We start from the raw sequence: 24,439 nt of genomic DNA, 5'->3' as shown, positions 1-24,439 counted from the left end.
TGCGGACCGGGAATCGATACGATGACCCCATGGTTTCCCACGACGTGAGCGAGAAGACGCCAGGCGATCTCCTGGTGGCGCGCCTGCACGTCGATCTGTGCCGACTCGCCAGCGCCATGTGTACGGCCGGCGCTGCCGCCTGAGTCGCGGCAGTACGCCCCTCCCGAGCACCACCCCCCGCGCGGGGGCAGAGCCGCGCGCCCGTCACGCCTCTTTTCCGACAGGAGCCCACGCCATGGCCATCGAGGTCCGCATCCCGACCATCCTCCGCACCTACACAGACGGAGCCAAGGCCGTCGAGGGCACCGGTGACACCATCGCAGCGCTGCTCACCGACCTCGAAAGCCGTCACGCGGGCATCCGCGAACGCATCGTCGACGGCGCCAACGGCGACCAGCTGCGCCGCTTCGTGAACGTCTACCTCAACGACGAGGACGTCCGCTTCCTGGACGGCATCTCCACCAAACTCGCGGACGGCGACAGCGTCACCATCCTGCCCGCCGTCGCCGGCGGCTCGGGGCGGATGCCCATGCCCGACGCGTCCGCCACGCTCTGATGCGATACGACTCCCCGCTCGCCGTCGTCGGCGACACCCCCCTCGTAGGGCTGCCCCGGCTGTCCCCGTCGGACGACGTCCGGCTCTGGGCCAAGCTGGAGGACCGCAACCCGACCGGCTCCATCAAGGACCGCCCGGCGCTGCGCATGGTCGAGCAGGCCGAGAAGGACGGCCGGCTCACCCCGGGCTGCACCATCCTGGAGCCCACCAGCGGCAACACCGGCATCTCGCTCGCCATGGCGGCGAAGCTCAAGGGCTACCGAATCGTCTGCGTGATGCCCGAGAACACCTCGCGGGAACGCCGCGAGCTGCTCGCCATGTGGGGCGCCGAGATCATCCCGTCCCCGGCGGCGGGCGGCTCCAACACCGCCGTGCGCGTGGCGAAGGAGCTGGCCGCCGAGAACCCGAGCTGGGTGATGCTCTACCAGTACGGCAACCCGGACAACGCGGGCGCCCACTACGCCACCACCGGCCCCGAGATCCTCGCCGACCTGCCGTCCGTCACCCACTTCGTGGCCGGCCTCGGCACCACGGGCACGCTCATGGGAGTCGGCCGCTACTTGCGGGAGCAGAAGCCCGACGTCAGGATCGTCGCGGCCGAGCCACGCTACGACGACCTGGTCTACGGCCTGCGGAACCTCGACGAGGGCTTCGTACCCGAGCTGTACGACGAGTCCGTCCTCACCAGCCGCTACTCGGTCGGCTCCGCCGACGCCGTCACCCGCACCCGCCAACTCCTCCAGCAGGAAGGCATCTTCGCGGGAGTCTCCACCGGCGCCGCGCTGCACGCGGCGATCGGCCTCGGCAAGAAGGCCGTCACGGCCGGCGAGAGCGCCGACATCGTCTTCGTCGTCGCCGACGGCGGCTGGAAGTACCTCTCCACGGGCGTCTACACGGCGGCCACGGACGAAGAGGCCATTGAGACCCTCCAGGGCCAGCTCTGGGCCTGAGCCCACCGCCGCTTGTGGCGCAACAGTGGTGCAACAGTCCCCGCCCGGGGCTGTTGCACCACCGCTCCCGAGAGTGACGATCGGTGTCGATCGACGTACGCACCGAACACGGGGGACAGAGATGGACGACCGCTGGAGCGGCGCGGCGGGCACGGCGGGCACCGGCGGTCAGGGCGCACAGGGCGTCCCAGGACAGGCTCCCGGCTCCCCGTACGACCCCGGCCCCGCCCCCGGAAACGCCCCTGGATACGGCTACGGCGCACCGGGCTTCGGCGCACCGGGCTTCGCACCGCCGCCCGAGCCCGAGCCCGACGGGCGCGCCGCGCGCCGCCACCTCGGCGCGTACGTCACCTCCGGCGTCCTGCTCCTGGTCTTCGCCTGCGCGCTCGCCGCCTGGATCACCGACACGCTGATCAACGTCGGTATCGACACGGACGCGCTCCTCGAAGGTCTCGTCAAGAACGACCCGCGTCTGATGCTGCCGGGGTTCACCGCGTACGAATGGGCCTTCGCCGTCGCCCTGCTCGTCGTCGGCGTCGCCGCCCTCACCCGGCGCCGTACCGCACGCGGCGCGGCGCTGCTCCTGGCGTTCCTGCTGCTCGGCGTCGGCGCCCGCCAGATCAACGGCCTGACCAGGACCGACTACAGCGACGTCATGTTCAACTCCGAGCACGGCACGCTGATCGTGCTCACGTACGTCTTCGCCTTCCTCGCCGCCGCCACCGTGATCACCCTGCTGCTGACGGCCCGTGAACACGAGGTGCCGCGCGAACCCTTGACCGGCGGCCGGCGCGCGGCGGGCATCCTGCTGATCCTCATCGGCCTGGTGCAGGGATTCTGGTACGCGCGCACCCTGCGGGAGTTCAGCGAGGTCGTCGGACCGGACGACGGCCGGGGGGCCTTCTCCGAGTGGTGGCACGAAGCGCTCAACATCAACGCCCGTGGCGGGTACGGCGCTTCGGCCGGTTTCGTCTATTACCACAGCGCGGTCGTCGCGGCGTTCCTCGTCGTCGGTGTCCTGCTGCTGCGGAGCGCCCCGGCCGCCCGGGGCGCGGCGCTCGCGCTGCTCGGCATCAGCGCGTACATCCAACTCCGTGACCTCGCGGGCATCGACTACGGCATGCTCCCCGACTACTACAAGGACAGCGTCACCGGCTGGAGCATCACCAGCGCCTTCGCCGTCGCGGCGGCCACACTGGTGGCGATCACCCTCACCCGCCGCACCCCACGCCGCCATGTCCCGCCGCCGTACCCGACGGCGCCGCTGCCGTAGACCGTGTCCGGAGAGCCCCCCTGCCCGAGGACACCGGCTCAGCGCGCCAGATGTCTGACCTGCCGCCACAGCTCCGGATCCGCGGGCCCCACCCGGCGCCGGAACGCCCGCGAGTCCACCCGCCGCAACTCGTCCGTCTCCAGGAAGCTCCGGCGCCCGTCCGCGTCACCGACCGCCTCCGGCGGCAGCGGAATCACGCCGGGGCGCGCCTCGTGGAACTTACTGGTGATCTTCGCGACCAGCACCGTACGGCCCCGTACCGACAGCACCAGACACGGCCGGTCCTTCGCCCCGGCCCCGTCCTCGAACGGCACCATGGCCCACCAGATCTCACCCGGCTTCGGCTTCCGCCCGCCGGCCCCGCCCCCCGGCTTCGTCCCGGCCGGTCCGCGTGGCCTGCGGTCCGTCCCGGCCCGTGACCGGGAGCGCCGGAAGCGCGCGTCAGGCGGACGGGGGCTGCGACCGCGCCCGTCCACGAGGGTGGCGACCAGCGCCAGCACCACCACGACGATCAGAGCCACCCACCAGGTCGTGTCCATGCCCCAGACCGTAGCCCGCGCGGTGCGATCTCGGGCCCGCCGTGCGGTGACAGGGTCCGCCCGAACCGGTGACAGAGCAGGTGAGTTCCCCCACAACGGGCCGGTGTGGAGGAGCGACCAGCCGTTTAGCGCCTTACGCTCGACAGACCGAACGACCCCCGTCGCCCCCCTTCCACGCCACGGAGGTTCACGCTCCATGAAGCTCACCGTCGTCGGCTGCTCGGGCTCCTTCCCCTCCGTGGGATCGGCCTGCTCCAGCTACCTCGTAGAGGCCGACGGCTTCCGGCTGCTCCTCGACATGGGCAACGGTGCCCTCGGCGAGTTGCAGCGTCACAGCGGTCTCTACGACCTCGACGCCATCTTCCTCAGCCATCTCCACGCCGACCACTGCATCGACATGTGCGGCTACTTCGTCGTCCGCTACTACCGCCACGACGGCGGACGCTGCGACACCATCCCCGTGTACGGCCCCGACGGCACCGAACAGCGCCTCACCACCGCGCACGCGGACACCCCGACGGACAAGTCCATGAGCGAGGTCTTCGACTTCCACACGCTCAAGCCGGGCTCCTTCGAGATCGGGCCCTTCTCGGTCCGTACGGAGAAGGTCGCCCACCCCGTCGACACCTTCGGCATCCGCGTCGAGCACGACGGCAGAGCGCTCACCTACTCCGGCGACACCGGCGTCAGCGAGGCCCTGGTGGAGCTGGCCGAGGACACGGACCTGTTCCTCTGCGAAGCCGCGTTCACCTACGGCAAGGAGGACATCCCGGGCCTGCACCTCAACGGCCGGGAGGCCGGCGAGCACGCCGCCCGCGCGCGGGCGCGCAAGCTCGTCCTCACCCACATCCCGCCGTGGACGGACGCCGAGCGGAATCTGAACGACGCGCGCGCGGTGTACGGCGGCCCGGCCGAACTGGCCCGCCCCGGCGCGGTGTACGAGGTCTGAACGCGGGAGTGCCCCCGGCCGGGAAGGCCGGGGGCACCGTCGTTCGCGCCGCGTGTACGGGGGCTACTTGGCCTCGGCCTTCTGGAGTTCGGCCAGTTCCTCGTCCGACTCCCGGCCCGGCGTGGGCAGGTTGAACTTGACGATGGCGAAGCGGAAGACCACGTAGTAGACCGCCGCGAAGCAGAGCCCGACCAGCGCCAGGCCCCACGGGTTGGTCGCGATGCCCAGGTTGAGGAAGAAGTCGACCGCGCCGGCCGAGAAGCCGAAGCCGTCCTTCATCCCCAGACCCCAGGTCAGTGCCATCGACACACCGGTCAGCACGGCGTGGATCGCGTACAGCACCGGCGCGATGAACATGAAGGTGAACTCGATCGGCTCGGTCACACCGGTGACGAAGGCGGTGAGCGCGAGGGAGAACATCATGCCGCCGACGACCTTGCGGCGCTCCGGGCGGGCGCAGTGGACGATCGCGAGACAGGCGGCGGGCAGCGCGAACATCATGATCGGGAAGAAGCCGGTCATGAACTGTCCGGCCGACGGGTCACCGGCGAGGAAGCGCGCGATGTCGCCGTTCTTGCCCTCGTACGAACCGGCCTGGAACCAGGGGAACGAGTTCAGCAGGTGGTGCATGCCGATCGGGATCAGCGCGCGGTTCGCGACACCGAAGATGCCGGCGCCGACCGCGCCCGAGCCGACCAGCCACTCACCGAAGTTGTGCAGACCGGCGCCGAGGACGGGCCAGATGAGACCGAAGACGACGCCGATGAGCAGACCCGCGAAGGCGGAGAGGATCGGGACGAGACGACGTCCGCCGAAGAAGCCCGCCCAGTCGGGCAGCTTCGTCCGGTAGAACTTCTGGTAGAGCAGGGCGACCACGATGCCCATCACGACACCGCCGAGGACGCCCGCGTTCACCGGGGCGTCCGACATGACTATCTTGCCGTCGACGACGCTCGCGACCTGCGGCAGATTTCCGTCCGTGAACGTCGCGAGGACCTTCTGGAAGACGAGATAGCCGGTCACGGCGGCGAGCGCGGTCGAGCCGTCCGACTTCTTGGCGAAGCCGATGGCGATGCCCACGGCGAAGAGCAGCGGCATGTTGTCGAGGATCGCGCCGCCGCCGGCCGCCATGTATCCGGCGATCTTGGTGATGAAGGTGGGGAACGACTCACGCCCGAGCATGTCGGGGTTGCCGAGGCGCACCAGCAGGGCGCCCGCGGGCAGCACGGCGACCGGCAGCATGAGGCTGCGACCGATGCGCTGCATGACAGACATCACGCCGGAGCCTTTTTTCTTGGCCGCGGGGGCGGCGCTGGCCGTGGACATCAACTTCCTCCAGAGGACAAGGCACCGCCATGAGCAGGGATGATGGGGAGTGGCGGCGACTCAGGGAACACGGCGCGCGGCCATGTGGTCTACACCTTTGAGTGGTGTAGACCAGTTGTAACATGGTGAGGGTTGAATAAGGAACCTTCTAAATCTCTCGATCCGGACTCGAAGCCTCAGGGCGTGCGGCGGGCTCGCGGCCGACTCGGGGCCGGCCCGCGGCGGGCGCACGAAAGGACCCCCGGACCGAGGGTCCGGGGGTCGGGCGTCAGGGTTCGGGGGCGGCGGGGGTTCGGGCGGCCTTCCGGGGGCTTTCGCGCCGCTCGCGTCACTTCCCCATGTTCTGCTTCTCCACTTCCTCCTCCAGCTCCTCCGGCTCCCGCCCCGGCGTCGGGATGTTGAACTTCGTGATCGCGAACCGGAAGGTCACGTAGTACACGACCGCGAAGCAGAGCCCGATCGGAATGATCAGCCAAGGTTTCGTGTCCAGATGCCAGTTGACGACATAGTCGATCAGGCCCGCCGAGAAGCTGAAGCCCGCGTGCACCCCCAGCGCCCAGGTGATCGCCATCGACGCACCCGTCAGCAGCGCGTGCAGCCCGTACAGCAGCGGCGCGGCGAACATGAACGAGAACTCCAGCGGATCCGTCACGCCCGTCACGAACGACGTCAGCGCGACCGAGACCATCAGACCCGTCACCTGCTTCCGCCGCTCCGGCCGCGCGCAGTGCGCCATCGCGAGGGCGGCGGCCGGCAGGCCGAACATCATGATCGGGAAGAAGCCCGACATGAACTGACCGGCTGACGGGTCCCCCGCGAAGAACCGCGTCAGGTCGCCCTGGACGACGGTCCCGTCCTTCGTCGTGAACTCGCCCGCCTGGAACCAGAAGAAGGTGTTCAGGAACTGGTGCATGCCGATCGGGATCAGCAGCCGGTTCGCGACACCGAAGATGCCCGCGCCCCACGCGCCCAGATCGATCAGCGACTTGGCGAACGACGTCAGCCCGTCACCCACCGGCTGCCACAGCAGCCCGAACAGCACCCCGAGGATCACCCCCAGGAACGCCATCAGGATCGGCACCAGACGGCGCCCGTTGAAGAAGCCGAGCCAGTCCACCAGTCTCGTACGGTGGAATCTCTGCCAGACGACCGCCGTCAGCAGACCGATCAGGATGCCGCCGAGCACCCCCGGATTCTGCGGAGTGCCCTCCGGCAGCGCCTCGGTGACCGTGTCGTCGGCGGGGAACGCCACCAGCACGTTGTGGTAGACGAGAAAGCCCACGACGGCGGCGAGCGCGGTCGAGCCGTCCGCCTTCTTGGCGAAGCCGATCGCGACCCCGATGCAGAAGAGCAGCGGCAGACCGAAGCTCCCGTCCAGGATCGCGTTGCCGCCCTGGAGGAAGACCTTGGTCGTCTTGTCCCAGAAGGCGCCGTGCAGATACGCGTCGAACAGATTGCCCAGGCTGACGAGCAGCCCCGCCGCGGGCAGCACGGCCACCGGCAGTTGGAGGCTGCGGCCGACCTTCTGGAGCCCCTGGAAGAGGCCGTTCCACCAGCGTCGCCGGGGCGCCGGGGAACCGACCGGGGCGTCGGCACCCGTTGAACTCATCGGCGTCCTCCCGTGGCACAGTGGTGTAGACCAGTTGCGATACGCTCGGAGATCAGGCCCCGGACGGCACACCACTGGTGACCGTTATCTTTCGGTACGGGTCGGTCACCCGCCCGCGAAGATGGGCCAACCGTGAGTTAACGTGAAAAATCCGACGCACGGTGCACGCGCGGTGAACCGGGTCGGTGCACCGGGACACCACCCTCCGACCCCCCCCTGACACCCCTTGAACAGCAGGGAGCAAGACATGGCCAGCAAGGCTGAGAAGATCGTCGCCGGGCTCGGCGGCATCGAGAACATCGAAGAGGTCGAAGGCTGCATCACCCGCCTCCGTACCGAGGTCGTGGACCCGGACAAGGTCGACGAGATCGCGCTGAAGGCCGCCGGCGCCCACGGCGTCGTCAAGATGGGCACCGCGATCCAGGTCGTCATCGGTACGGACGCCGACCCGATCGCCGCCGACATCGAAGACATGATGTAACTGCCGCGCGGCCCGCACCGAGGGACTCGATCCGGACAACCTCCCTACGTACGACGGAGAACCGGAACGAGTCCCTCAGTCATGTCCCGCTAGGCTCACACCCATGTCTCGAATCGACGGCCGCACCCCCGAACAGCTCCGCCCCGTCACCATCGAACGCGGATGGAGCAAGCACGCCGAAGGATCCGTACTCATCTCCTTCGGCGACACCAAGGTCTTCTGCACCGCCTCCGTCACCGAAGGCGTACCGCGCTGGCGCAAGGGCAGCGGCGAAGGCTGGGTCACCGCCGAATACTCGATGCTGCCCCGCTCCACCAACACCCGCGGCGACCGCGAAGCCGTACGCGGCAAGATCGGCGGGCGCACCCACGAGATCTCCCGCCTCATCGGCCGCTCACTGCGCGCCGTCATCGACTACAAGGCCCTCGGCGAGAACACCATCGTCCTCGACTGCGACGTCCTCCAGGCCGACGGCGGCACCCGCACCGCCGCCATCACCGGCGCGTACGTCGCCCTCGCCGACGCCGTCGAGTGGGCCAGGACCAAGAAGATCGTCCGGGCCGGCCGCAAGCCCCTGACCGGAACCGTCTCCGCCGTCAGCGTCGGCATCGTCGACGGCACGCCCCTGCTCGACCTCCGCTACGAGGAGGACGTGCGCGCCGACACCGACATGAACGTCGTCTGCACCGGCGACGGCCGCTTCGTCGAAGTCCAGGGCACCGCCGAGGCCGAACCCTTCGACCGCAAGGAACTCGGCACGCTCCTCGACCTCGCCACCGCCGGCTGCGCGGACCTCGCCGCCCTCCAGACCGCGGTCCTGGAAGAGACCCTCGACAGGTAAAGAGGCAACCAAGAGGCCTGGTGCGGCGTCGTTACAGTCGCGACTCTCAGGGGCGTACGGACCTGCCCGTACCGCCCCTCCGCACCAAAGGGGAGGGAACCCACCCATGGCCTCGCGCCGACGCACAGCGGTGACCATAGCCGCCGTCCTGCTCACGTTCACCGGGGCGGCCGGCTGTGGCGCACTCGACAAGGCCCTCGACTGCGTCCAGACCGCCGACGCCATCGCCACCAGCGTGGACAAGCTCCAACAGGCGATATCCACCGCGGCGGACGACCCGACGCAGGCCGAAGAGGCCCTGAACGACATCGACACCGAGCTCGAGAAGCTCCAGGACAAGACCGACGACGCCGACCTCAGCAAGGCGGTCGACGACCTCAACAGCGGCGTCGGCACCGTCCGCGAGTCCATCGAGAACGGCGACGCCACCCCCGACCTCACACCCGTCACGGACGCGGCCACCGAGATCGGCAAGGTCTGCACCCCGTAACGGCCCTCCCGGCCGTGGGCGGATAATCGGCGCATGACGCGCCTGATCCTCGCCACCCGCAACGCCGGGAAGCTCACCGAACTCAAGGCCATCCTCGCCGACGCCGGTCTGACCCACGACCTCGTCGGCGCGGATGCCTACCCCGACATCCCGGACGTCAAGGAGACCGGCGTCACCTTCGCCGAGAACGCTCTGCTCAAGGCGCACGCCCTGGCCCGCGCGACCGGCCACCCGGCCGTCGCCGACGACTCCGGCCTCTGCGTCGACGTCCTCGGCGGCGCCCCCGGCATCTTCTCCGCCCGCTGGTCGGGCACCCACGGCGACGACCGCGCCAACCTCGACCTCCTGCTGGCCCAACTCTCCGACATCGCACCCCCGCACCGCGCGGCCCACTTCACCTGCGCGGCGGCCCTGGCGCTCCCGGACGGCACGGAACGAGTGGTCGAGGGCCGCCTCCACGGCACCCTGCGCCCCACCCCGTCGGGCACGGGCGGCTTCGGCTACGACCCGATCCTCCAGCCGGACGGCGACACCCGCACCTGCGCGGAACTGACCCCGGCGGAGAAGAACGCGATCAGCCACCGCGGCAAGGCGTTCCGGGCCCTGGTGCCGGTGGTGCGGGAGCTGCTGGGCTGAGGGGTCACGTCGAAGGGCCACCCCATCGGGGTGGCCCTTGGTGTGTGCGGTGCGGCCGGTGGGACTCGAACCCACATGGGATTTCTCCCACGACATCCTAAGTGTCGCGCTTATACCAATTCAGCAACGGCCGCTGGTCGCCAGCCATGCTATCGGGCCTGCGAATGTTCCGATACGCGATAACGCCCTATGCGCCTTGTGCGCCCTCTGTCGAGCCGTCGCCGGAGCGCTTTCCGGCACCCCGGCACCACGTGGCTGTCACCGCGTGGCAGTTCGGGCAGAGCAGCCGCAGGTTCTCGGCACGGTCGTCGCTCCGATCGCCGTTGACATGGTCTATCTCAAGTGTCATCGGCTGTCCGTTCCACTCGGGCCCGGTCCCGCACCCCGCGCACCGCATCTCAACGCCGATGTCGATGAGTGCCTTGCGCAGACGAACGGTTCTGGAGCGGGTTTTCCGCTCGTGCTTGACGAGAATGTCCTCGGGCTTTCCGGTCGGGGTCGGCGACGGATTGCCGCGCCCGTGCGCCTGCCCCAGGAAGTGGGACGTGGTGAGGCCGTCATCGGCCACCCAGCCGCGGAGCCGCGCTCGCTGACGGCTGTTGTCCGGCCTCCCGAGGCGTCGGAGAGTCTCGGCGACGGACCGGGACCGGCGTACGGCTTCGCCGAGTTCGGCCGGGTCCGGTCGCGGGTCTCCCCGCCTGTTGTCCGAGCAGCGGCGGAAATGCGAGACATCGATGCCGAAGTGGGCGAAGCGGCTGAGCAGATATCTGCGCAGCCGGCCGTAGGGGCGCGTGCCGAAGAAGGCTATGACCTCTTCGACGTCCGCACATCGCTCCGCCGCCTCGGCCAGCCGCTCGCGTGTGTAGCGGCCACTCCCGCTCATCGGCACCCCGCCCCGCGCGGTGCGGGAAGGGCTGCCGCTCCCTGGCGTTCCTTCGCGCGCCGTCGGTAAGTGTCGGTCGTCGAATGGCAGTTGGGGCACAGGAGACGGAGATTCTCCAACCGGTTGTCGCGCCAGTTTCCGTCCATGTGGTCCACTTCGAGCGGGAGCGGTCGGCCCTGCCAGACGGGGTCCGTACCGCACAACGCGCAGCGCTCGGGGACGCCCAGCGCGGCCATCGCCGCCTTCAGCCGGCTGCCTGGCACACGGCGCGCGGTGGCGGCCTCCTGCTTCACGAGCAGCTCTCGCGGTGTCCGCCGGCGCCTCGGTCTCTCTGTGCCGGACGGTCGACCGAAGTGCGACGTGTCGATGCCGAGGGCTCGCACGCGGCGGGTGATGTGGGTGTGATGGCCGCCGACCACGTCGAGTCCAAGACGTCGCAGCACTTCGCACATGGTCGCCGAGGCTGCGACGGCGGGCGCGAGTACGTCCCTGGTCCACCGCGTTCCCTCCCGCTGGAAGTGGGAGGTCGCGATACCCATCGACTTCATACGCGCCTGTATGTAGCGCCGTGTCGAACTCTTCGGATCCACGCCCAACTTGACCAGTGCCTCCGACAATGTCCGCGACGAGGCTGCCGCTTCGGCGAGGAGCTGTCGTGTGTAGGGACTCGGCGGCATGATCCACTCCGTATCCGGCCGCGCGTTCGCGGCCCGTACGGCTCAACGAGCCGTTAATCGGATGGTCACGCCCGCAATGTGGACAGCTCGCCTCACGCGTCGCGGCGACAGAGCAGGATCGGACCCATGACCAGCGAGAGCAGGGCCACGTACCTCAGATCCGGCGCTCCGCCGCCAGCGCCAGGACCAGCGCCGCCGCCTCCTCCTTCGTCTCCACCGACGGGGGTGAGCCCTCCAGTGGCTGACGTGCCGTCTCCCGCATGCAGGCCACCGCGACGACTCCGATCAGGGCCGCGAGCATTGAGTAGTACGCGGGCATCAGGTTGTCGCCGGTGAGGCTGATCAGGCCGGTGATCACGAATGGGGTCGTGCCGCCGAAAAGGGACGCGGACAGGTTGTAGCCGACCGACAGGGAGCCGTAGCGCACGCTCGTGGGGAAGAGCGCGGGCAGGGACGCCGACATGGTGCCGAGGAGGCAGACCAGGGAGAGCCCCAGCATCGCCATCCCGGCGATGATCGCGAGGTAGCCGCCCTGCTGGATCAGCAGGAACGCCGGAAGGGAGAGGAGCAGGAAGCCGAGCATGCCGGTCATCAGCAGCGGCTTGCGGCCGAAGTGGTCGCTGAGGCGGCCCACTTGGCTGATGATCCCCATCAGGGCGACCATCACGCCGAGCAGGATGAGCAGCCCGTGGGTGTCGCTGTAGTCGAGCTGGTCGGAGAGGTACGTCGGCATGTAGGACAGCAGCATGTAGTCCGTGACGTTGTACGCGCCGACGAGGCAGACGCACAGGATCAGCCGGGGCCAGTGCTCCCGGAAGATCTTGCCGAGGTCGGAGGCGGTGCTGGTCTCGACCAGATCGGCGGCCTCGGACGCGTGGACCGTGCCCTGTTCCATCTTCGCGAAGGCGGGGGTCTCGTCCAGTCTCAGCCGCAGATAGAGGCCGATGAGCCCCAGCGGCGCGGCGACGAGGAACGGTACGCGCCAGCCCCAGTCGTTCATGCCGTCGGTGCCGAGCAGCGCGGTGAGCGCGGTGACGAGTCCGGCGGCGCCGACGTAGCCGCCGAGGGTGCCGAATTCGAGGAAGCTGCCGAAGAAGCCACGCCGTTTGTCGGGGGCGTACTCGGCGATGAAGGTGGACGCCCCGCCGTACTCGCCGCCGGTGGAGAAGCCCTGGACCAGCCGGAAGAGGATCAGCAGCGCGGGGGACCAGAAGCCGATCGCGGCGTACGACGGGAGCAGTCCGATCGTGCCCGTGCCGATCGCCATCAGGATCATGGTCATGGCCAGGACTTTTTTGCGGCCGATGCGGTCACCCAAAGGACCGAAGAACATGCCGCCGAGTGGCCGTACGAGAAAGGCGACCGCGAAGGTCGCGAAGGAGGAGAGGAGTTCGGTGGTGTCGTTGCCGGTGGGGAAGAAGACATGGCCGATGGTGAGGGCGAGATAGCTGTAGATGCCGAAGTCGAACCACTCCATGGCATTGCCCAGCGAGGCCGCCTTCACCGCCCGTCTGACCGCCGCCTCGTCGGTGACGGTGATGTCCGACCTGCGCAGTGGGGGGTTCTTGCGGCGCCGGACCGCGCGGAAGAGTTTCGGGTGGCGTCGGACCGCGGGGGAGTCGGGAACCTGGTCGCTCTCGGGTGCCGCCATGGTCCGGGCTCCTTTCCTCGGGGACGTGAGTCCGCAGGGAAAGCCTCCGCACCGCACCGCGCGGCCCGCAAGCCGGAGCCACCACCGGTGGGCGGTGGGGCGGGGGCTCCGGCCCGGGTGCCGCGCGGCTGTCAGATGCCGAGATCCTTGATGATCTTCGCTACGTGGCCGGTGGCCCGGACGTTGTACAGCGCGCGCTCGACCTTGCCCTCCTCGTCGACGATGACGGTGGAGCGGATGACGCCCGTCACCGTTTTGCCGTAGAGCTTCTTCTCGCCGAAGGCGCCGTACGCGGTGAGGACGGCCTTGTCGGTGTCACCGACCAGCGTGACCTTCAGGTTCTCCTTGTCGCGGAACTTGGCGAGCTTCTCCGGCTTGTCGGGGGAGACCCCGATGACGTCGTAGCCGGCGCCGGCCAGCACGTCGAGGTTGTCGGTGAAGTCGCAGGCCTGCTTGGTGCATCCGGGGGTGAGGGCGGCCGGGTAGAAGTAGACGATGACCTTGCGTCCCTTGTGGTCGGCGAGCGAGACGTCGTTGCCGTCCGCGTCGGGCAGGGTGAAGGCGGGGGCCGGGTCGCCGGGCTGAAGTCGCTCGCTCATGGTTCTCCTCGGTACGGGGGCGGGCAGGTCGCCCAGGTGTATCGGGCCGAGCGTAGTAGGGGCGCCGCGGGGTGCGACGGCCGCCGAGCTGACAGACTGTCGGCGAAGGCGAAGGATCGAAGGACAATCAACCGGACACGACGACGGAGGCAGCGCGGTGTCGGATGCCAGGACCCCTGCGCAGATCGAGGCGGACATCGTCCGCAGGCGCGACCAGCTTGCCGAGACGCTGGACGAGATCGGGGTGCGGGTGCACCCGCAGACGATCGTGGGCGACGCGAAGGCCCGGATGGTCTCCCGGGTGGACCAGACCGCGGGCAAGGCGTTTGTCGCGGTGAACCGCGCGGTGTCGGGGGTGAGGCGCGGGTTCGTCTCGGACGACGGCGCCCCGCGGCTGGAGCGGCTCGTCCCGGTGGCGCTGGTCGCCGTCGGTGTGGTCGGTCTGCTCACGGTGTCGGTGCGCCGCCGCCGGGTCTGCTGAGGGCGGGGGATCGCTCACCCCTCCGGCGTACGGCCCGGACGCGGGCGGGTAAATTCGTGGGGTGAGCGACAACTCCCTCGACACCTCCCATGACAAGCTGCCCATCCGGATGCTGCACGACCGGGTGCTGGTCCGGACCGACATCCCGGAGGGTGAGCGGCGTTCGTCCGGTGGCATCGTCATCCCGGCGACCGCCGCCGTCGGACGGCGTCTCGCCTGGGCCGAGGTGGTCGCCGTCGGGCAGAGCGTTCGGACGGTGGAGCCCGCGGACCGGGTGCTGTACGACCCCGAGGACCGGGCCGAGGTCGAGGTCCGGGGCGTGGCCTACGTACTGATGCGGGAACGGGATCTGCACGCGGTGGCCGCCGACCGGTTCGAGGGGTCGGAGGACTCCACGGGGCTCTATCTCTAGCGGCGTCTCCAGCGGCACAGCGCGGAAGGGCCCGGTGACCATCGTCACCGGGCCCTTCCGCGCGCTCTTTGCTACGTTGGGGGGACACCCCGACGAGACGCGCCGTACCGGGTCAAGTGAAAGACGACGCACCCCTTGTCCGCGTTTTCGCTCGGAGGTGCTGTCATGGCCTGGGTCCTGCTGATCATCGCTGGTCTGCTCGAAGTCGGCTGGTCGATCGGGATGAAGTACACCGAAGGTTTCACCCGGCTGTGGCCGAGCGTGTTCACCGGTGCCGGGATCGTCGTCAGCATGGTGCTGCTCTCGCAGGCCGCCAAGACTCTGCCGATCGGTACGGCGTACGGCGTGTGGGTCGGGATCGGCGCGGCCGGCGCGGCCGTCGTCGGGATGGTGGCGCTGGGCGAGCCGACGACCGCCGCCCGGATCTTCTTCGTCTGTCTGCTGCTGGTGGCCGTGGTGGGTCTGAAGGCGACGTCCGGCCACTGACCGACGCCTACGTCTGCTGCCCGGGACGTGAGGTGCGGGGCGGTCCGTTGCCCGTACCTCCGTCCGCGGCGCCGCCACCGCCCCCGCCACCGCCCCCGTCACCGCCGCCACCGCCTCCGATGAGGCCGTCGGTGAGGCCGTCCGACTGTCCCTGGCTCCGGCCTTGCGTCCCGCCGTCGGACCGGCCGCCGTCCGTACCGCCGCCGCCCGTACCGCCGCCCGGCCCGCCGGGCGTCCGGCCCTGTGTCTGGCCCTGGTTCCCGTTCCCGCCCGTGTCGGCGCGCTCGCTCTGTCCCGTGCCGGTGTCCGGTGTGTCGGGCCGGTCCGACGCGCCGGGGCTCCGCGACTGCCCCGGTGACGACGGGTCGTCGGGCCGGCCGGACTCCTCGTCCGGCGGGGTGATCTCGTCCACGCCGTCCTCCAGGGTCAGTTCGAAGTCCGTGGCGTCGGTGCCCTCCAGGGCCGCCGCCGTGAACTGGCCCCAGATCTGCGCGGGCGGCCCGCCGCCGTTGACGCGGGCCAGGCCGAGCGCCCCGTACAGCGGCTTCTGCTGAGCCGTCTTCGGGTCGGCGCCCATCATCGCCACGACGGTCGCGAGGTCGGGTGTGTAGCCCGCGAACCAGGCGGCCTTGTCGTCTTCGGCGGTGCCGGTCTTGCCCGCGGCGGGGCGGCCCGCGGACTGGGCGGCGGTGCCCGTGCCGTCCTCCACGACGCTCTGGAGGATCGCCGTGGTGGTGTCGGCGGCCTGGCGGCTGACGGCCTGTACGGGCCGCCCGCGCGGGAGTTGGACGGTCGCGCCGTTCTTGGTGATCTTCGTGACCATCGTGGACGCGCTGTGCCGGCCGTGGTTGGCGAGCGTCGCGTACGCCTCCGTCATGTCGAGCACGCTCGCCGTCGCCGGGCCGAGGGCGATGGACGGCGACGCGGTGAGGTCGGGGGTGTCGCCGGGGATGCCGAGGCGGACAGCGGTGTCGCGGACCCGGCCGGGTCCGACGTCCTGCGCCATCTGCGCGTACACGGCGTTGATGGACTTGTCGGTGGCCTCGCTGACGCTGACCTGGCCGTAGGAGACGTCGTCCTCGTTGGCGGGGTCGTAGCCGGTGGATCCGTTCGGGCCTTCCACCATGCGCTTATTGGTGCCGTCGTACTCGGTGTTGGGGGTGATCCGCTCGCCGTCCTGGGTGTGCGAGTCGTTCTCGACGGCGGCGGCGAACACGAACGGCTTGAAGGTGGAGCCGACCTGATAGTCCTGGCGGGTCGCGTTGTTGACGAACTGCCGGGTGTAGTCGACCCCGCCGTACATGGCGACGACCTCGCCGGTGGCGGGATCGATGGAGGCGCCACCGACCCGTACGCTGCGGTCGGCCGCGCGCTTCTCGTCCACCTTCGACATCACCTGTTCGTCGACCGCGGCGACGAGGGCGTTCTGTTTCGGGCGCTGGATGGTGGTGGTGATCCGGTAGCCGCCGGTGGCGAGGGTGCCGGCGTCGAGGATCTTGTTCCGGGCGAGGTCGTCCTCGACCGCCTGGACGATGTAGCCGCGCTGCCCCGAGAGACCGGTGGACGGCTTGGCCTTGCCGGGCACCGGGAAGACGAGGGCGGCCCGGTCGTCGGGGGAGAGCCACTTCTCCTTGACCATGCCGTCGAGCACATAGTTCCAACGGCCCTCCGCCTGCGGTCTGTTCTCCGGGTGCAGGGCGACGTCGTACGCGCTGGGCGCGTTGAGCAGCGCCGCCAGGAAGGCGCCCTCCGCGATGTCGACGTGCTGGATGTCCTTGCCGTAGTAGGCGTGTGCGGCGGCCTGGATGCCGTACGCGTTGCGCCCGAAGTAACTGGTGTTGAGATAGCCCTCCAGGATCTGCGACTTGCTCTCCTCCCGGTTGAGCTTGATCGCGATGAAGAACTCCTTCGCCTTGCGGACGACGGTCCGCTCCTGCGCGAGGTAGTAGTTCTTGACGTACTGCTGGGTGATCGTCGAGCCGCCTTGGGTGCCCTTGCCGGTGACGGTGTTCCAGGCGGCGCGGACCATGCCCTGCGGGTCGATGGCGGGCTCGTTGTAGAAGTCCCGGTCCTCGGCGGCCAGTACGGCGCGGCGGACGGGGCGCGGGATCTGGTTGAGGGGCACGTTCTCGCGGTTGACCTCGCCGTCGCGGGCGAGCTGGCCGCCGTCCGCGTACAGATACACGTTGGACTGGGCGACGGCCGCGACGTTGGCGGCCGGGATCTTGACGAGCGTGTAGCCGGTGATGAAGCCCCCGATGAGGAGGACCGCGCAGATCAGGAACGCGCCGAGCATCATCCGCCAGGTGGGGAGGATCCGGCGCCAGCCGGTGCGCTTGCGCCGGCCCTTGCGGCCTCTGCCGTTGGCTCCGCCTTTGGCGTTGCCCTCGGCCTTGCTCTTGGCCTTGCTCCTGGCGCCGGCGCCGTTGTCCGTCGGGTCGCGCGGGTCCCAGCCCTGCTGCTGCGCGTCGCTCATGTGTACGGAGGCTCCTCGGCCGGGTCATTTCGCGGTCGTACTGCGAGTCGTATTACGGGTCATATCGGGAGTTACGGGCTATCCGGGTGATTGGTGTGCGGCACTATGAAACACGGTCGAACGGGCGCGAGGCCGCCGACCGGATAACCGCTCGCGGTGGCTTACCCCCTTGGGCTAGGCTCCTGCGCTTTGGTGCCGTACAGCGGGAACGGCGCGGGGAGACCACACGTAACGGGACCGAGGGGGAGTGCTGACGTGCGTCTGTACGCGGCCGTGGCGGCGGGTGGGTTCCGCCGCTACGCGACGTACCGGACGGCCACAGCCGCCGGGGTGTTCACCAACACCGTCTTCGGCTTCATCGGGGCGTACACCTATATCGCCCTCTGGGAGCAGCGGCCCAACCTCGGCGGCTACGACCTCTCGCAGGCCCTCACCTACGTATGGCTCGGCCAGGCCCTGCTGATGGCCTGCGCCATGATGGGCGGCGGCTTCGAGGACGAGCTGATGGAGCGCATCCGCACCGGGGATGTCGCGATCGATCTCTACCGGCCGGCGGATCTCCAACTGTGGTGGATGGCCAGCGACTTGGGGCGCGCCGCGTTCCATCTGCTGGGGCGCGGGATCGTACCGATGGTGTTCGGCGCGCTCGCCTTCGACTTGGCGCTGCCCACCCGGCCGGCGGTCTGGCTCGCGTTCCTCTTCTCCGTGTTCCTGGGGATAGTGGTGAGCTTCGCCGTGCGCTATCTGGTCGCCCTGTCGGCCTTCTGGCTGCTGGACGGCGCGGGCGTGGGGCAGATCGCCTTCCTCGCGGGGCTCTTCTTCTCCGGGATGCTGCTGCCGCTGACGCTCTTCCCCGGCGCGCTGGGCGAGATCGCGCGGGCACTGCCGTGGTCGTCGCTGCTCCAGGTCCCGGCGGACGTCTTCCTCGGGCGGCACACCGGGTGGGGGCTGGTGGGGGCGTTCGCCTTCCAGGCCGGCTGGGCGGTGGCGCTGCTGGCGCTCGGGCGGCTGCTCCAGTCCGTGGCGACGCGACGGGTCGTGGTGCAGGGTGGCTGAGGACCTGGATACGGCACCGGGCACGACCGGCGGCACGACCTCGGTGGAGGAGGCGCGGTGGCGCTCGCCTCTTTACGAGGGGCTGCGCGCGTACGGCCTGATCGTGGCCATGTGGATGCGGTCGACGATGACCTACCGCGCGTCGTTCGCCATGACGGCCTTCGGGAACTTCGCGGTGACCGCGTTCGACTTCCTCGCGATCCTGATGATGTTCTCGCACGTCGACCGGCTGGGTGGCTACTCGCTGCCCGAGGTCGCGTTCCTGTACGGCGCGGCGGGCGCGTCCTTCGGCCTCGCCGACCTGGCGATGGGCTCCACGGACCGGCTGGGCCGCCGGATCAGGGACGGCACCCTGGACACCCTGCTGGTGCGCCCGGCGCCGGTGCTCGCCCAGGTCGCGGCCGACCGCTTCGCGCTGCGCCGGCTGGGCCGGATCACCCAGGGCCTGCTGGTGCTCGGCTACGCGCTGGCGACGGTGGACATCGCGTGGACGCCGCTGAAGGTGGCGATGATCCCGATGATGGTCCTCAGCGGCGCGGTGATCTTCTCGGCGGTGTTCGTGGCGGGCGCGGCGTTCCAGTTCTGGGCGCAGGACGCCGCCGAGGTGCAGAACTCGTTCACGTACGGCGGCACGACCCTGCTCCAGTACCCGCCGACGATCTTCGCGAAGGACCTGGTGCGCGGGGTGACCTTCGTGGTGCCGCTGGCCTTCGTCAACTGGCTGCCCGCGCTGTACGTGATGGACCGCGACGATCCGCTGGGGCTGCCGGACTGGGTGGCCTTCCTGCCGCCGGTGGTGGCGGTGGGGTTCTGCGCGGCGGCGGGACTGGCGTGGCGGGCGGGACTGCGGGGGTACCGGAGCACGGGAAGTTAGGCAATTGGGGGAGTTAGGTAATTGGGGGAAGTGAGGCAGGAGTGGGGCAAGTGACGGAGGAACGCGCGATGGAATCCGACAGCGCCGGCTTCATCGAACTGGACGGCATCGAGAAGGTCTTCGACGTACGGCGCAGGGCGGGCCTGCTGCGCCGCGAGAAGCACCAGGTCCGCGCCGTCGACGGCATCACCTTCCGGGTGGCGCGCGGCGAGATGGTCGGCTACATCGGCCCCAACGGCGCGGGCAAGTCCACCACCATCAAGATGCTCACCGGCATCCTCACCCCGAGCGCGGGCCGGCTACGGGTCGCCGGGATCGACCCGCAGCGCGAGCGTACGAGACTGGCGCGCCGGATCGGCGTGGTCTTCGGCCAGCGCACCACTCTGTGGTGGGACCTGCCGCTGATCGACTCGTACCGGCTGGTGCACCGTATGTACCGCATCCCGGACAAGCGGTACCGGGAGAACCTGGACCGCTGCGTCGAACTGCTCGAACTGGGCGAGCTGTTGGACGTCCCCGTACGACAGCTCTCGCTCGGCCAGCGGATGCGCGGCGACATCGCGGCGGCGCTGCTCCACGACCCCGAGGTGCTGTACCTGGACGAGCCGACGATCGGCCTGGACGTGATCTCCAAGGCCAGGGTCCGCGAGTTCCTGCGGGATCTGAACGCGGAGCGCCGTACGACGGTGCTGCTGACCACCCACGACCTCACGGACATCGAGCAGCTCTGCCGGCGGGTCATGGTGATCGACCACGGCCGGCTCGTGTACGACGGGGCGCTCGCCGGGCTGCACGAGGTGGGCGAGAGCGAGCGGACCCTGGTCGTCGACCTCGAACGCGAGCTGCCGCCGGTGGAACTGCCGGGAGCGCGGGTGGTGAAGGTGGAGGGGCCGCGGCAGTGGCTGGCCTTCCCGGCGGCGGCGTCGGCGGCGCCGCTGGTGGCGCGGATCGCGGCGGAGTATCCGCTGGTGGACCTGTCGGTGCGGGAGCCGGACATCGAGTCGGTCATCGCGCGGATGCTCTCCAGGAGGCAGATCCCGGAGCCGGCGGAGCCCACGCCGCTGTGACGCGGTCCTCGCGGTTGCGGGGACGGCGCCGCCGCGACGCGGTCCCCGCATTTGCGGGGCAGCGCCGCTGTGACGTCGGCCTCACCTTTGACTAGGCTGACAACATGACCGACGAACTTCCTGAGATGCGCGCCTCGGACTCCGAGCGCGAGCGCGTTGCCGAACTGCTGCGCGAGGCCGTGGCCGAGGGGCGCATCGACATGGAGGAGTTCGACACCCGCCTCGACGCGGCGTACAAGGCCCGTACGCACGGTGAACTCCAGCCGCTGGTCAGGGACTTGCCCGTGCCCGGTACGACGGCTGATCTCGCCCCGTCGACCGATTCCGCCGCCGTGGGCAGTCGTTGGGCCTCCCGTATCGGCCGGGGCCGCGCGACGTCCAAGGGCGGCTTCGCCGTCTGGGGAGGGTTCAGCCGCAGGGGCACCTGGACCGTGGGGCCGAGCTTCCTCGCGGGCACCGTCCAGGGCGGCGGTGACATCGACCTGCGCGAGGCGCAGTTCGAGCAGCGGGACGTGATCATCCGCTGCTTCGTCCTGATGGGCGGCATCCATGTGTCCGTACCGCCGGACATGGACGTCACGGTCCGGGGCTTCGGGCTGATGGGCGGCTTCGGGGAGGACGGCGAGGCGACGGACGTGAGCCCCGGATCGCCGCGGGTGATCATCACGGGGTTCGCGCTGATGGGCGGCGTGGGCGTGGAGCGCAAGATGAGGACGGCGGACAAGCGCCGTCTCAAGGAGGAGCGCAAGAAGGCGGAGCTCGAGAAGGACAGGCTCCGCAAGGAACTGGACTGACCGAGGCGACCGCGCTCCTTCCCCGGTCTCTGCTTCTCCGATCTCTTCACTTCCCCGGCCTTCTCTCTTCCCCGGCCTCTTCGGAGCCGCTGTCCTGCGCCGCTGCTGAGAGCCGCTGTTCAGAGCCGATGCTCAGAGCCGTGCCGGTTCCGTACCCACCAGGTCCTCCAGGTCCACGAAGCGCCCCATGGCCACGTAGCCCGCGTCGCTCGGGTGCAGCCCGTCGCCGGAGTCGTAGTCGGGCCGCAGCCGGTCGGGGGCGTACGGATCGCGCAGCAGCCGGTCGAAGTCGACGGTCCTGTCGAAGACGGCGCCCGACCGGATGGTGTCGTTGACCCGGTCCCGTACGGCTTCCAACTGCTCGGTGTGGCGCGGGTTGCCGCCGAAGGGCATCAGCGTCGAGCCGACGACCCGCAGCCCCCGGGCGTGCGCCTGCCGGGTGAGATTCCGCAGACCGGCGACGACCAGGTCCGGATCGGTCTCCTGCGGCCGGCGGATGATGTCGTTGATGCCCAGCTCGACGAAGACGACCTCGGTGCCCGACTGCCCCAGGACATCGCGTCCGAAGCGGGAGACGGCGCTGGGGCCCTTGCCGACGGCCAGGCTCTGCCGCAGTACGCGATTGCCGCTGATGCCCGCGTTGAGTACGCCGAGACCACTGCCGCGCAGCCGGTCCGCCAGCGTGTCGGTCCAGCGGCGGTCCGCGTCGTACGAGGAGCCGATGCCGTCCGTGATCGAGTCGCCGATGACGACGACCGAGCCCCGCGCCCGCCGGTTGAGGACGTCGACAGCGGTGAGGTAGCGCCAGACGGGGGCGCGTTCGATGTACGCGTCGCCGTCGAGGTCCCGCGTACGGTCGCCGAGGGCCGTGTACGAGGTCCGCAGCGCACGCGGGTGGTACGTGACCGGACCGCCGGGCGCGGGCGTGTGCACGGTCACCAGCAGGTCCGCGTCCTGCGGCACCTGGAGCCGTACGGGATCGCTGAGGACATGCCCGCCCGGCGGGACGACGACGGACGTCCTCTTACCGAAGGTGACGGATCGCATGGTGCCGGGGACGGCGCCCGCGTCCTGGTGGCTGTCGGCGACGGCGATCGAGGCATGCCCGATGAGCAGGGCTTCGCGGCTGAAGAGGTTGGAGAGCGTGATGCGGGCGGCGGTGCCGCCGATGCTGGTGTGCACGACGTTGCGTATGGAACGTCCGACGTGGCCGTTGGGCACCCCTGGCTCGATCCCGGCCGGCGCGGCGGCCCAGGTCCCGATCCACGATTCGGCGGAGGCGGGGGCCGCGGATCCCACCGGCGTACGCCCGCGCCCGCCCGTACCGCCCCCGGACGCGGCGGCCTGATCACCGCTGCCCTCGTCACTGCCTGTTTTCCCGCCCGCACCGCGGCCCAGTGTGCCGACCCCGACGAATATCGTGGCGCACACCAGCGCCACGACCGTCAGAAGACCTGCGAGCAGGGCGAATCCCCGTTGTCTGGTCATGTCCCCCGTGACTCCCTCACCTACGTACAAAGGACATCATCCGGCATGACGCGGGAACTCGGGATGCGCCCCGGGAGTACCAGAGGTAGGGACAATGCGTAGAGGTGGGTTGCGTACAGGTGGGTGAGGATCCCGTCGGCGGGCCGGTTCTGGGTGCAGTGAGATGGGTGGAGTGAATGGAACGACGCGATCCGGCTGATCCGGACAGGGCAGGGGCTTCCGGGCCGGACGCAGGAGGGCCGGTGCCCGGGGGCGACGAGACCGGGAGGGACGCCGCAGGGCGTTCCGCCGAAGGGGCGGAGGCCACCGGGACTGACGCCGAACGGGCGGACACGGCCGGGTCGGACGCCGAAGGGTCGGAGACGATCGGGACGGACGCGGCCGGGGCGGACGCGGCCGGGCGCGGTGGCGCGGCCGGTCCCGCGCGGGCGGCAGGGCGCACGGGCAAGTCGGCGACGGCCGTCACCGCCGGTCCGCGGGCCGAGCCGGGCTCCCGCAGCAGTACCGCGGCCTCCGGCGCTGCAGCCGCCGGCGCGGGCGCAGGCGCGGGCGGCAAACGCTCGCCGTTCTCCCCGCTCGGCGGGCTCGGGTTCACCGCCGCCGACGAGGAGAAGCGGCGGGGCGTCCGCCGTATGAAGACCACGGCCACGGGCCTGCTGCTCTTCGTCGCCGTCATCTACATCCTCGCCACCTGGGCGGAGAACTCCGGCGTCACCGGCTGGCCGGGCTATGTCGCGGCGGCGGCCGAGGCCGGCATGGTGGGCGCGCTCGCCGACTGGTTCGCGGTGACGGCGCTCTTCCGCCACCCTCTCGGCCTCCCCATCCCGCACACCGCGATCATCCCGAACAAGAAGGACCAACTCGGCGCCTCGCTGGGCTCGTTCGTAGGAGAGAACTTCCTCTCCGGCGACGTCGTACGGACCCGGCTGCGCGGACTGGGCATCGGCGGCCGGCTCGGCGCCTGGCTCGCCGAACCGGCCCACGCCGACCGGGTCACCGCCGAACTGGCCACGGCCCTGCGCGGCGCGCTGACCGTCCTGCGGGACGGGGACGTCCAGGCGGTCGTGGGCGAGGCGATCACCCGCCGCGCGGACGCCGTCGAGATCGCGCCCGGCATAGGGAAGACGCTGGAGCGCGTGGTCGAGGACGGCGCCCACCACCGCGCCGTCGACCTGATCTGCGCCCGCGCGCACGACTGGCTGGTCGAGCACGGCGACTCGGTCATGGACGCGGTGCAGGGTGGCGCCCCCGGCTGGACTCCGCGCTTCGTCGACCGCCGGATCGGCGACCGCGTCTACAAGGAACTGCTGCGCTTCGTCACGGAGATGCGCGACATGCCGACGCACCCGGCGCGCGGCGCGATCGACCGCTTCCTCAAGGACTTCGCCTCCGACCTCCAGTCGGACACGGAGACACGGGCGCGCGTCGAGCGCCTCAAGTCCGAACTGCTGGCGCGCCCCGAGGTGCAGGACATCATCGCGTCGGCGTGGTCCTCCGTACGCGCGATGATCATCGCGGCGGCCGAGGACGACCGCAGCGAACTGCGTCTGCGCGCCCGCGCCTCCCTCCTCTCGCTCGGCGCCCGGCTGGCCACCGACGGCAGGCTCCAGCGGAAGCTGGAGGGCTGGGTGGAGGACGCGGCGGACTACGTCGTGACGACGTACCGGGGCGAGATCACGTCCCTGATCTCGGACACCGTCGCGAGCTGGGACGGCAAGCACACGTCCAAGAAGATCGAGGCGCACATCGGCCGCGACCTCCAGTTCATCCGGATCAACGGCACGGTGGTGGGCGCGCTGGCGGGTCTGCTGATCTACACGATCTCCCACGCGCTGAGCGGGTGAA

At 70.1% G+C, this 24,439-nt stretch carries 26 protein-coding genes, 1 tRNA gene and 1 riboswitch; of the genes, 17 read left to right on the top strand and 10 right to left on the bottom strand.

Annotated features, from left to right (window positions below):
- The first annotated feature begins 29 nt into the window (after nucleotides 1-29).
- The 4 genes from ACFYNU_RS02055 (at nucleotide 30) to ACFYNU_RS02040 (ending at nucleotide 2,779) form a co-directional block, all read left to right on the top strand.
- Nucleotides 30-143, top strand: a complete 114-nt coding sequence (locus ACFYNU_RS02055) for a putative leader peptide (protein WP_329078691.1) — start codon at nucleotides 30-32, stop codon at nucleotides 141-143.
- A 92-nt stretch (nucleotides 144-235) separates the two neighbouring features.
- The gene (locus ACFYNU_RS02050; RefSeq protein WP_356590120.1) at nucleotides 236-556 is read left to right on the top strand and encodes a MoaD/ThiS family protein; all 321 of its coding nucleotides are present in this window, start codon (nucleotides 236-238) and stop codon (nucleotides 554-556) included.
- Nucleotides 556-1,506 carry a cysteine synthase gene (locus ACFYNU_RS02045; protein ID WP_356590122.1) on the top strand — a complete coding sequence of 317 codons (951 nt, stop codon included), beginning with the start codon at nucleotides 556-558 and terminating at the stop codon, nucleotides 1,504-1,506. Before ACFYNU_RS02050 ends, ACFYNU_RS02045 begins: the two co-directional genes overlap by 1 nt.
- A 121-nt stretch (nucleotides 1,507-1,627) precedes the next feature.
- Nucleotides 1,628-2,779 carry a hypothetical protein gene (locus ACFYNU_RS02040; protein WP_356590124.1) on the top strand — a complete coding sequence of 384 codons (1,152 nt, stop codon included), beginning with the start codon at nucleotides 1,628-1,630 and terminating at the stop codon, nucleotides 2,777-2,779.
- A 38-nt stretch (nucleotides 2,780-2,817) separates the two neighbouring features.
- Here ACFYNU_RS02040 and ACFYNU_RS02035 read toward each other — a convergent pair whose 3' ends face one another.
- Complete coding sequence (locus ACFYNU_RS02035) at nucleotides 2,818-3,318, bottom strand: type II toxin-antitoxin system PemK/MazF family toxin (RefSeq protein ID WP_356590126.1); 501 nt, start codon at nucleotides 3,316-3,318, stop codon at nucleotides 2,818-2,820.
- Between the two features lie 196 nt (nucleotides 3,319-3,514).
- Between ACFYNU_RS02035 and ACFYNU_RS02030 the strand changes: the two genes are divergently transcribed.
- On the top strand, nucleotides 3,515-4,267 hold the full coding sequence (locus tag ACFYNU_RS02030) for an MBL fold metallo-hydrolase (RefSeq protein ID WP_356590128.1): 753 nt from the start codon (nucleotides 3,515-3,517) through the stop codon (nucleotides 4,265-4,267).
- A 63-nt stretch (nucleotides 4,268-4,330) separates the two neighbouring features.
- Here ACFYNU_RS02030 and ACFYNU_RS02025 read toward each other — a convergent pair whose 3' ends face one another.
- Together ACFYNU_RS02025 and ACFYNU_RS02020 are read right to left on the bottom strand one after the other, a co-directional pair.
- Nucleotides 4,331-5,593: a PTS transporter subunit EIIC gene (locus tag ACFYNU_RS02025; RefSeq protein WP_356590130.1), complete on the bottom strand. Its 1,263-nt coding sequence runs from the start codon at nucleotides 5,591-5,593 to the stop codon at nucleotides 4,331-4,333.
- A 328-nt stretch (nucleotides 5,594-5,921) separates the two neighbouring features.
- Nucleotides 5,922-7,202, bottom strand: a complete 1,281-nt coding sequence (locus ACFYNU_RS02020; protein ID WP_356590132.1) for a PTS transporter subunit EIIC — start codon at nucleotides 7,200-7,202, stop codon at nucleotides 5,922-5,924.
- A gap of 247 nt (nucleotides 7,203-7,449) precedes the next feature.
- Here ACFYNU_RS02020 and ACFYNU_RS02015 point away from each other — a divergent pair, with 247 nt between their 5' ends.
- The 4 genes from ACFYNU_RS02015 to rdgB all read left to right on the top strand — a co-directional run bounded on the left by ACFYNU_RS02015 (nucleotide 7,450) and on the right by rdgB (nucleotide 9,650).
- Nucleotides 7,450-7,683, top strand: a complete 234-nt coding sequence (locus ACFYNU_RS02015) for a PTS glucose/sucrose transporter subunit IIB (RefSeq protein ID WP_356590134.1) — start codon at nucleotides 7,450-7,452, stop codon at nucleotides 7,681-7,683.
- 103 nt (nucleotides 7,684-7,786) lie between these two features.
- Nucleotides 7,787-8,524, top strand: a complete 738-nt coding sequence (gene rph, locus ACFYNU_RS02010; protein WP_356590136.1) for a ribonuclease PH — start codon at nucleotides 7,787-7,789, stop codon at nucleotides 8,522-8,524.
- Nucleotides 8,525-8,630: 106 nt separating this feature from the next.
- On the top strand, nucleotides 8,631-9,014 hold the full coding sequence (locus tag ACFYNU_RS02005; RefSeq protein ID WP_356590138.1) for a hypothetical protein: 384 nt from the start codon (nucleotides 8,631-8,633) through the stop codon (nucleotides 9,012-9,014).
- A gap of 33 nt (nucleotides 9,015-9,047) precedes the next feature.
- Nucleotides 9,048-9,650, top strand: a complete 603-nt coding sequence (gene rdgB, locus ACFYNU_RS02000) for an RdgB/HAM1 family non-canonical purine NTP pyrophosphatase (RefSeq protein ID WP_356590140.1) — start codon at nucleotides 9,048-9,050, stop codon at nucleotides 9,648-9,650.
- A gap of 50 nt (nucleotides 9,651-9,700) precedes the next feature.
- Here rdgB and ACFYNU_RS01995 read toward each other — a convergent pair.
- The 5 genes from ACFYNU_RS01995 to bcp form a co-directional block, all read right to left on the bottom strand.
- Nucleotides 9,701-9,784: transfer RNA gene (locus tag ACFYNU_RS01995), tRNA-Leu, on the bottom strand.
- A gap of 53 nt (nucleotides 9,785-9,837) precedes the next feature.
- Complete coding sequence (locus tag ACFYNU_RS01990; RefSeq protein ID WP_356590142.1) at nucleotides 9,838-10,533, bottom strand: HNH endonuclease; 696 nt, start codon at nucleotides 10,531-10,533, stop codon at nucleotides 9,838-9,840.
- Nucleotides 10,530-11,210, bottom strand: coding sequence for an HNH endonuclease signature motif containing protein (locus tag ACFYNU_RS01985; RefSeq protein ID WP_356590144.1), 681 nt, complete (start codon nucleotides 11,208-11,210; stop codon nucleotides 10,530-10,532). Before ACFYNU_RS01985 ends, ACFYNU_RS01990 begins: the two co-directional genes overlap by 4 nt.
- A gap of 154 nt (nucleotides 11,211-11,364) precedes the next feature.
- Nucleotides 11,365-12,861: an MFS transporter gene (locus ACFYNU_RS01980; protein WP_356590146.1), complete on the bottom strand. Its 1,497-nt coding sequence runs from the start codon at nucleotides 12,859-12,861 to the stop codon at nucleotides 11,365-11,367.
- 131 nt (nucleotides 12,862-12,992) lie between these two features.
- Entirely contained in the window at nucleotides 12,993-13,460 is a 468-nt protein-coding gene (gene bcp, locus ACFYNU_RS01975) for a thioredoxin-dependent thiol peroxidase (RefSeq protein ID WP_356590148.1), read from the bottom strand.
- 157 nt (nucleotides 13,461-13,617) lie between these two features.
- Between bcp and ACFYNU_RS01970 the strand changes: the two genes are divergently transcribed.
- The 3 genes from ACFYNU_RS01970 to ACFYNU_RS01960 all read left to right on the top strand — a co-directional run bounded on the left by ACFYNU_RS01970 (nucleotide 13,618) and on the right by ACFYNU_RS01960 (nucleotide 14,839).
- The gene (locus ACFYNU_RS01970) at nucleotides 13,618-13,941 is read left to right on the top strand and encodes a DUF3618 domain-containing protein (RefSeq protein ID WP_356590150.1); all 324 of its coding nucleotides are present in this window, start codon (nucleotides 13,618-13,620) and stop codon (nucleotides 13,939-13,941) included.
- A gap of 109 nt (nucleotides 13,942-14,050) precedes the next feature.
- A complete protein-coding gene (locus ACFYNU_RS01965; RefSeq protein ID WP_189107154.1) occupies nucleotides 14,051-14,353 on the top strand; it encodes a co-chaperone GroES in 303 nt (100 codons plus the stop codon).
- Between the two features lie 65 nt (nucleotides 14,354-14,418).
- Nucleotides 14,419-14,486: riboswitch (guanidine-III (ykkC-III) riboswitch) on the top strand.
- 32 nt (nucleotides 14,487-14,518) lie between these two features.
- Nucleotides 14,519-14,839, top strand: a complete 321-nt coding sequence (locus tag ACFYNU_RS01960; protein WP_078077152.1) for a multidrug efflux SMR transporter — start codon at nucleotides 14,519-14,521, stop codon at nucleotides 14,837-14,839.
- 7 nt (nucleotides 14,840-14,846) lie between these two features.
- Here the strand turns inward: ACFYNU_RS01960 and ACFYNU_RS01955 are convergent, their stop codons facing one another.
- Nucleotides 14,847-17,315, bottom strand: coding sequence for a transglycosylase domain-containing protein (locus tag ACFYNU_RS01955; protein ID WP_356590152.1), 2,469 nt, complete (start codon nucleotides 17,313-17,315; stop codon nucleotides 14,847-14,849).
- A 255-nt stretch (nucleotides 17,316-17,570) separates the two neighbouring features.
- On the opposite strand from ACFYNU_RS01955, the gene ACFYNU_RS01950 reads away from it, so the two are divergent.
- The 4 genes from ACFYNU_RS01950 (at nucleotide 17,571) to ACFYNU_RS01935 (ending at nucleotide 21,106) form a co-directional block, all read left to right on the top strand.
- The gene (locus ACFYNU_RS01950) at nucleotides 17,571-18,371 is read left to right on the top strand and encodes an ABC-2 family transporter protein (protein ID WP_356590154.1); all 801 of its coding nucleotides are present in this window, start codon (nucleotides 17,571-17,573) and stop codon (nucleotides 18,369-18,371) included.
- Nucleotides 18,372-18,414: 43 nt separating this feature from the next.
- On the top strand, nucleotides 18,415-19,245 hold the full coding sequence (locus ACFYNU_RS01945) for an ABC transporter permease (protein WP_356590370.1): 831 nt from the start codon (nucleotides 18,415-18,417) through the stop codon (nucleotides 19,243-19,245).
- Nucleotides 19,246-19,313: 68 nt separating this feature from the next.
- Nucleotides 19,314-20,312: an ATP-binding cassette domain-containing protein gene (locus ACFYNU_RS01940; protein WP_356590156.1), complete on the top strand. Its 999-nt coding sequence runs from the start codon at nucleotides 19,314-19,316 to the stop codon at nucleotides 20,310-20,312.
- 104 nt (nucleotides 20,313-20,416) lie between these two features.
- Nucleotides 20,417-21,106: a DUF1707 domain-containing protein gene (locus ACFYNU_RS01935; protein ID WP_356590158.1), complete on the top strand. Its 690-nt coding sequence runs from the start codon at nucleotides 20,417-20,419 to the stop codon at nucleotides 21,104-21,106.
- 132 nt (nucleotides 21,107-21,238) lie between these two features.
- Here the strand turns inward: ACFYNU_RS01935 and ACFYNU_RS01930 are convergent, their stop codons facing one another.
- The gene (locus tag ACFYNU_RS01930) at nucleotides 21,239-22,594 is read right to left on the bottom strand and encodes an SGNH/GDSL hydrolase family protein (protein ID WP_356590160.1); all 1,356 of its coding nucleotides are present in this window, start codon (nucleotides 22,592-22,594) and stop codon (nucleotides 21,239-21,241) included.
- Nucleotides 22,595-22,770: 176 nt separating this feature from the next.
- On the opposite strand from ACFYNU_RS01930, the gene ACFYNU_RS01925 reads away from it, so the two are divergent.
- Nucleotides 22,771-24,438 (top strand): DUF445 domain-containing protein, encoded by a 1,668-nt coding sequence (locus tag ACFYNU_RS01925; RefSeq protein ID WP_388764783.1) that lies wholly within the window; start codon nucleotides 22,771-22,773, stop codon nucleotides 24,436-24,438.
- Nucleotide 24,439 lies beyond the last annotated feature (1 nt).

The organism is Streptomyces sp. NPDC006643, assembly GCF_042870175.1.
Lineage (GTDB): Bacteria > Actinomycetota > Actinomycetes > Streptomycetales > Streptomycetaceae > Streptomyces.
Note: the sequence above shows the minus strand (reverse complement) of the source record. Positions and strands in the feature narration are given on the sequence as shown.

Excerpts from the sequence above, each read along its gene's own strand:
- ACFYNU_RS01935 (WP_356590158.1), top strand. The coding sequence starts at position 20,417 with ATGACCGACGAACTTCCTGAGATGCGCGCCTCGGACTCCGAGCGCGAG.
- ACFYNU_RS01940 (WP_356590156.1), top strand. The coding sequence starts at position 19,314 with ATGGAATCCGACAGCGCCGGCTTCATCGAACTGGACGGCATCGAGAAG.
- ACFYNU_RS01965 (WP_189107154.1), top strand. The coding sequence starts at position 14,051 with ATGCTGCACGACCGGGTGCTGGTCCGGACCGACATCCCGGAGGGTGAG.
- ACFYNU_RS01960 (WP_078077152.1), top strand. The coding sequence starts at position 14,519 with ATGGCCTGGGTCCTGCTGATCATCGCTGGTCTGCTCGAAGTCGGCTGG.
- ACFYNU_RS01955 (WP_356590152.1), bottom strand. The coding sequence starts at position 17,315 with ATGAGCGACGCGCAGCAGCAGGGCTGGGACCCGCGCGACCCGACGGAC.
- bcp (WP_356590148.1), bottom strand. The coding sequence starts at position 13,460 with ATGAGCGAGCGACTTCAGCCCGGCGACCCGGCCCCCGCCTTCACCCTG.
- ACFYNU_RS01980 (WP_356590146.1), bottom strand. The coding sequence starts at position 12,861 with ATGGCGGCACCCGAGAGCGACCAGGTTCCCGACTCCCCCGCGGTCCGA.
- ACFYNU_RS01985 (WP_356590144.1), bottom strand. The coding sequence starts at position 11,210 with ATGCCGCCGAGTCCCTACACACGACAGCTCCTCGCCGAAGCGGCAGCC.
- ACFYNU_RS02040 (WP_356590124.1), top strand. The coding sequence starts at position 1,628 with ATGGACGACCGCTGGAGCGGCGCGGCGGGCACGGCGGGCACCGGCGGT.
- ACFYNU_RS01925 (WP_388764783.1), top strand. The coding sequence starts at position 22,771 with ATGGAACGACGCGATCCGGCTGATCCGGACAGGGCAGGGGCTTCCGGG.
- ACFYNU_RS02035 (WP_356590126.1), bottom strand. The coding sequence starts at position 3,318 with ATGGACACGACCTGGTGGGTGGCTCTGATCGTCGTGGTGGTGCTGGCG.
- ACFYNU_RS02005 (WP_356590138.1), top strand. The coding sequence starts at position 8,631 with ATGGCCTCGCGCCGACGCACAGCGGTGACCATAGCCGCCGTCCTGCTC.
- ACFYNU_RS01930 (WP_356590160.1), bottom strand. The coding sequence starts at position 22,594 with ATGACCAGACAACGGGGATTCGCCCTGCTCGCAGGTCTTCTGACGGTC.
- rdgB (WP_356590140.1), top strand. The coding sequence starts at position 9,048 with ATGACGCGCCTGATCCTCGCCACCCGCAACGCCGGGAAGCTCACCGAA.
- ACFYNU_RS02030 (WP_356590128.1), top strand. The coding sequence starts at position 3,515 with ATGAAGCTCACCGTCGTCGGCTGCTCGGGCTCCTTCCCCTCCGTGGGA.
- ACFYNU_RS01990 (WP_356590142.1), bottom strand. The coding sequence starts at position 10,533 with ATGAGCGGGAGTGGCCGCTACACACGCGAGCGGCTGGCCGAGGCGGCG.
- ACFYNU_RS02015 (WP_356590134.1), top strand. The coding sequence starts at position 7,450 with ATGGCCAGCAAGGCTGAGAAGATCGTCGCCGGGCTCGGCGGCATCGAG.
- ACFYNU_RS02020 (WP_356590132.1), bottom strand. The coding sequence starts at position 7,202 with ATGAGTTCAACGGGTGCCGACGCCCCGGTCGGTTCCCCGGCGCCCCGG.
- ACFYNU_RS02045 (WP_356590122.1), top strand. The coding sequence starts at position 556 with ATGCGATACGACTCCCCGCTCGCCGTCGTCGGCGACACCCCCCTCGTA.
- ACFYNU_RS02055 (WP_329078691.1), top strand. The coding sequence starts at position 30 with ATGGTTTCCCACGACGTGAGCGAGAAGACGCCAGGCGATCTCCTGGTG.
- ACFYNU_RS02050 (WP_356590120.1), top strand. The coding sequence starts at position 236 with ATGGCCATCGAGGTCCGCATCCCGACCATCCTCCGCACCTACACAGAC.
- rph (WP_356590136.1), top strand. The coding sequence starts at position 7,787 with ATGTCTCGAATCGACGGCCGCACCCCCGAACAGCTCCGCCCCGTCACC.
- ACFYNU_RS02025 (WP_356590130.1), bottom strand. The coding sequence starts at position 5,593 with ATGTCCACGGCCAGCGCCGCCCCCGCGGCCAAGAAAAAAGGCTCCGGC.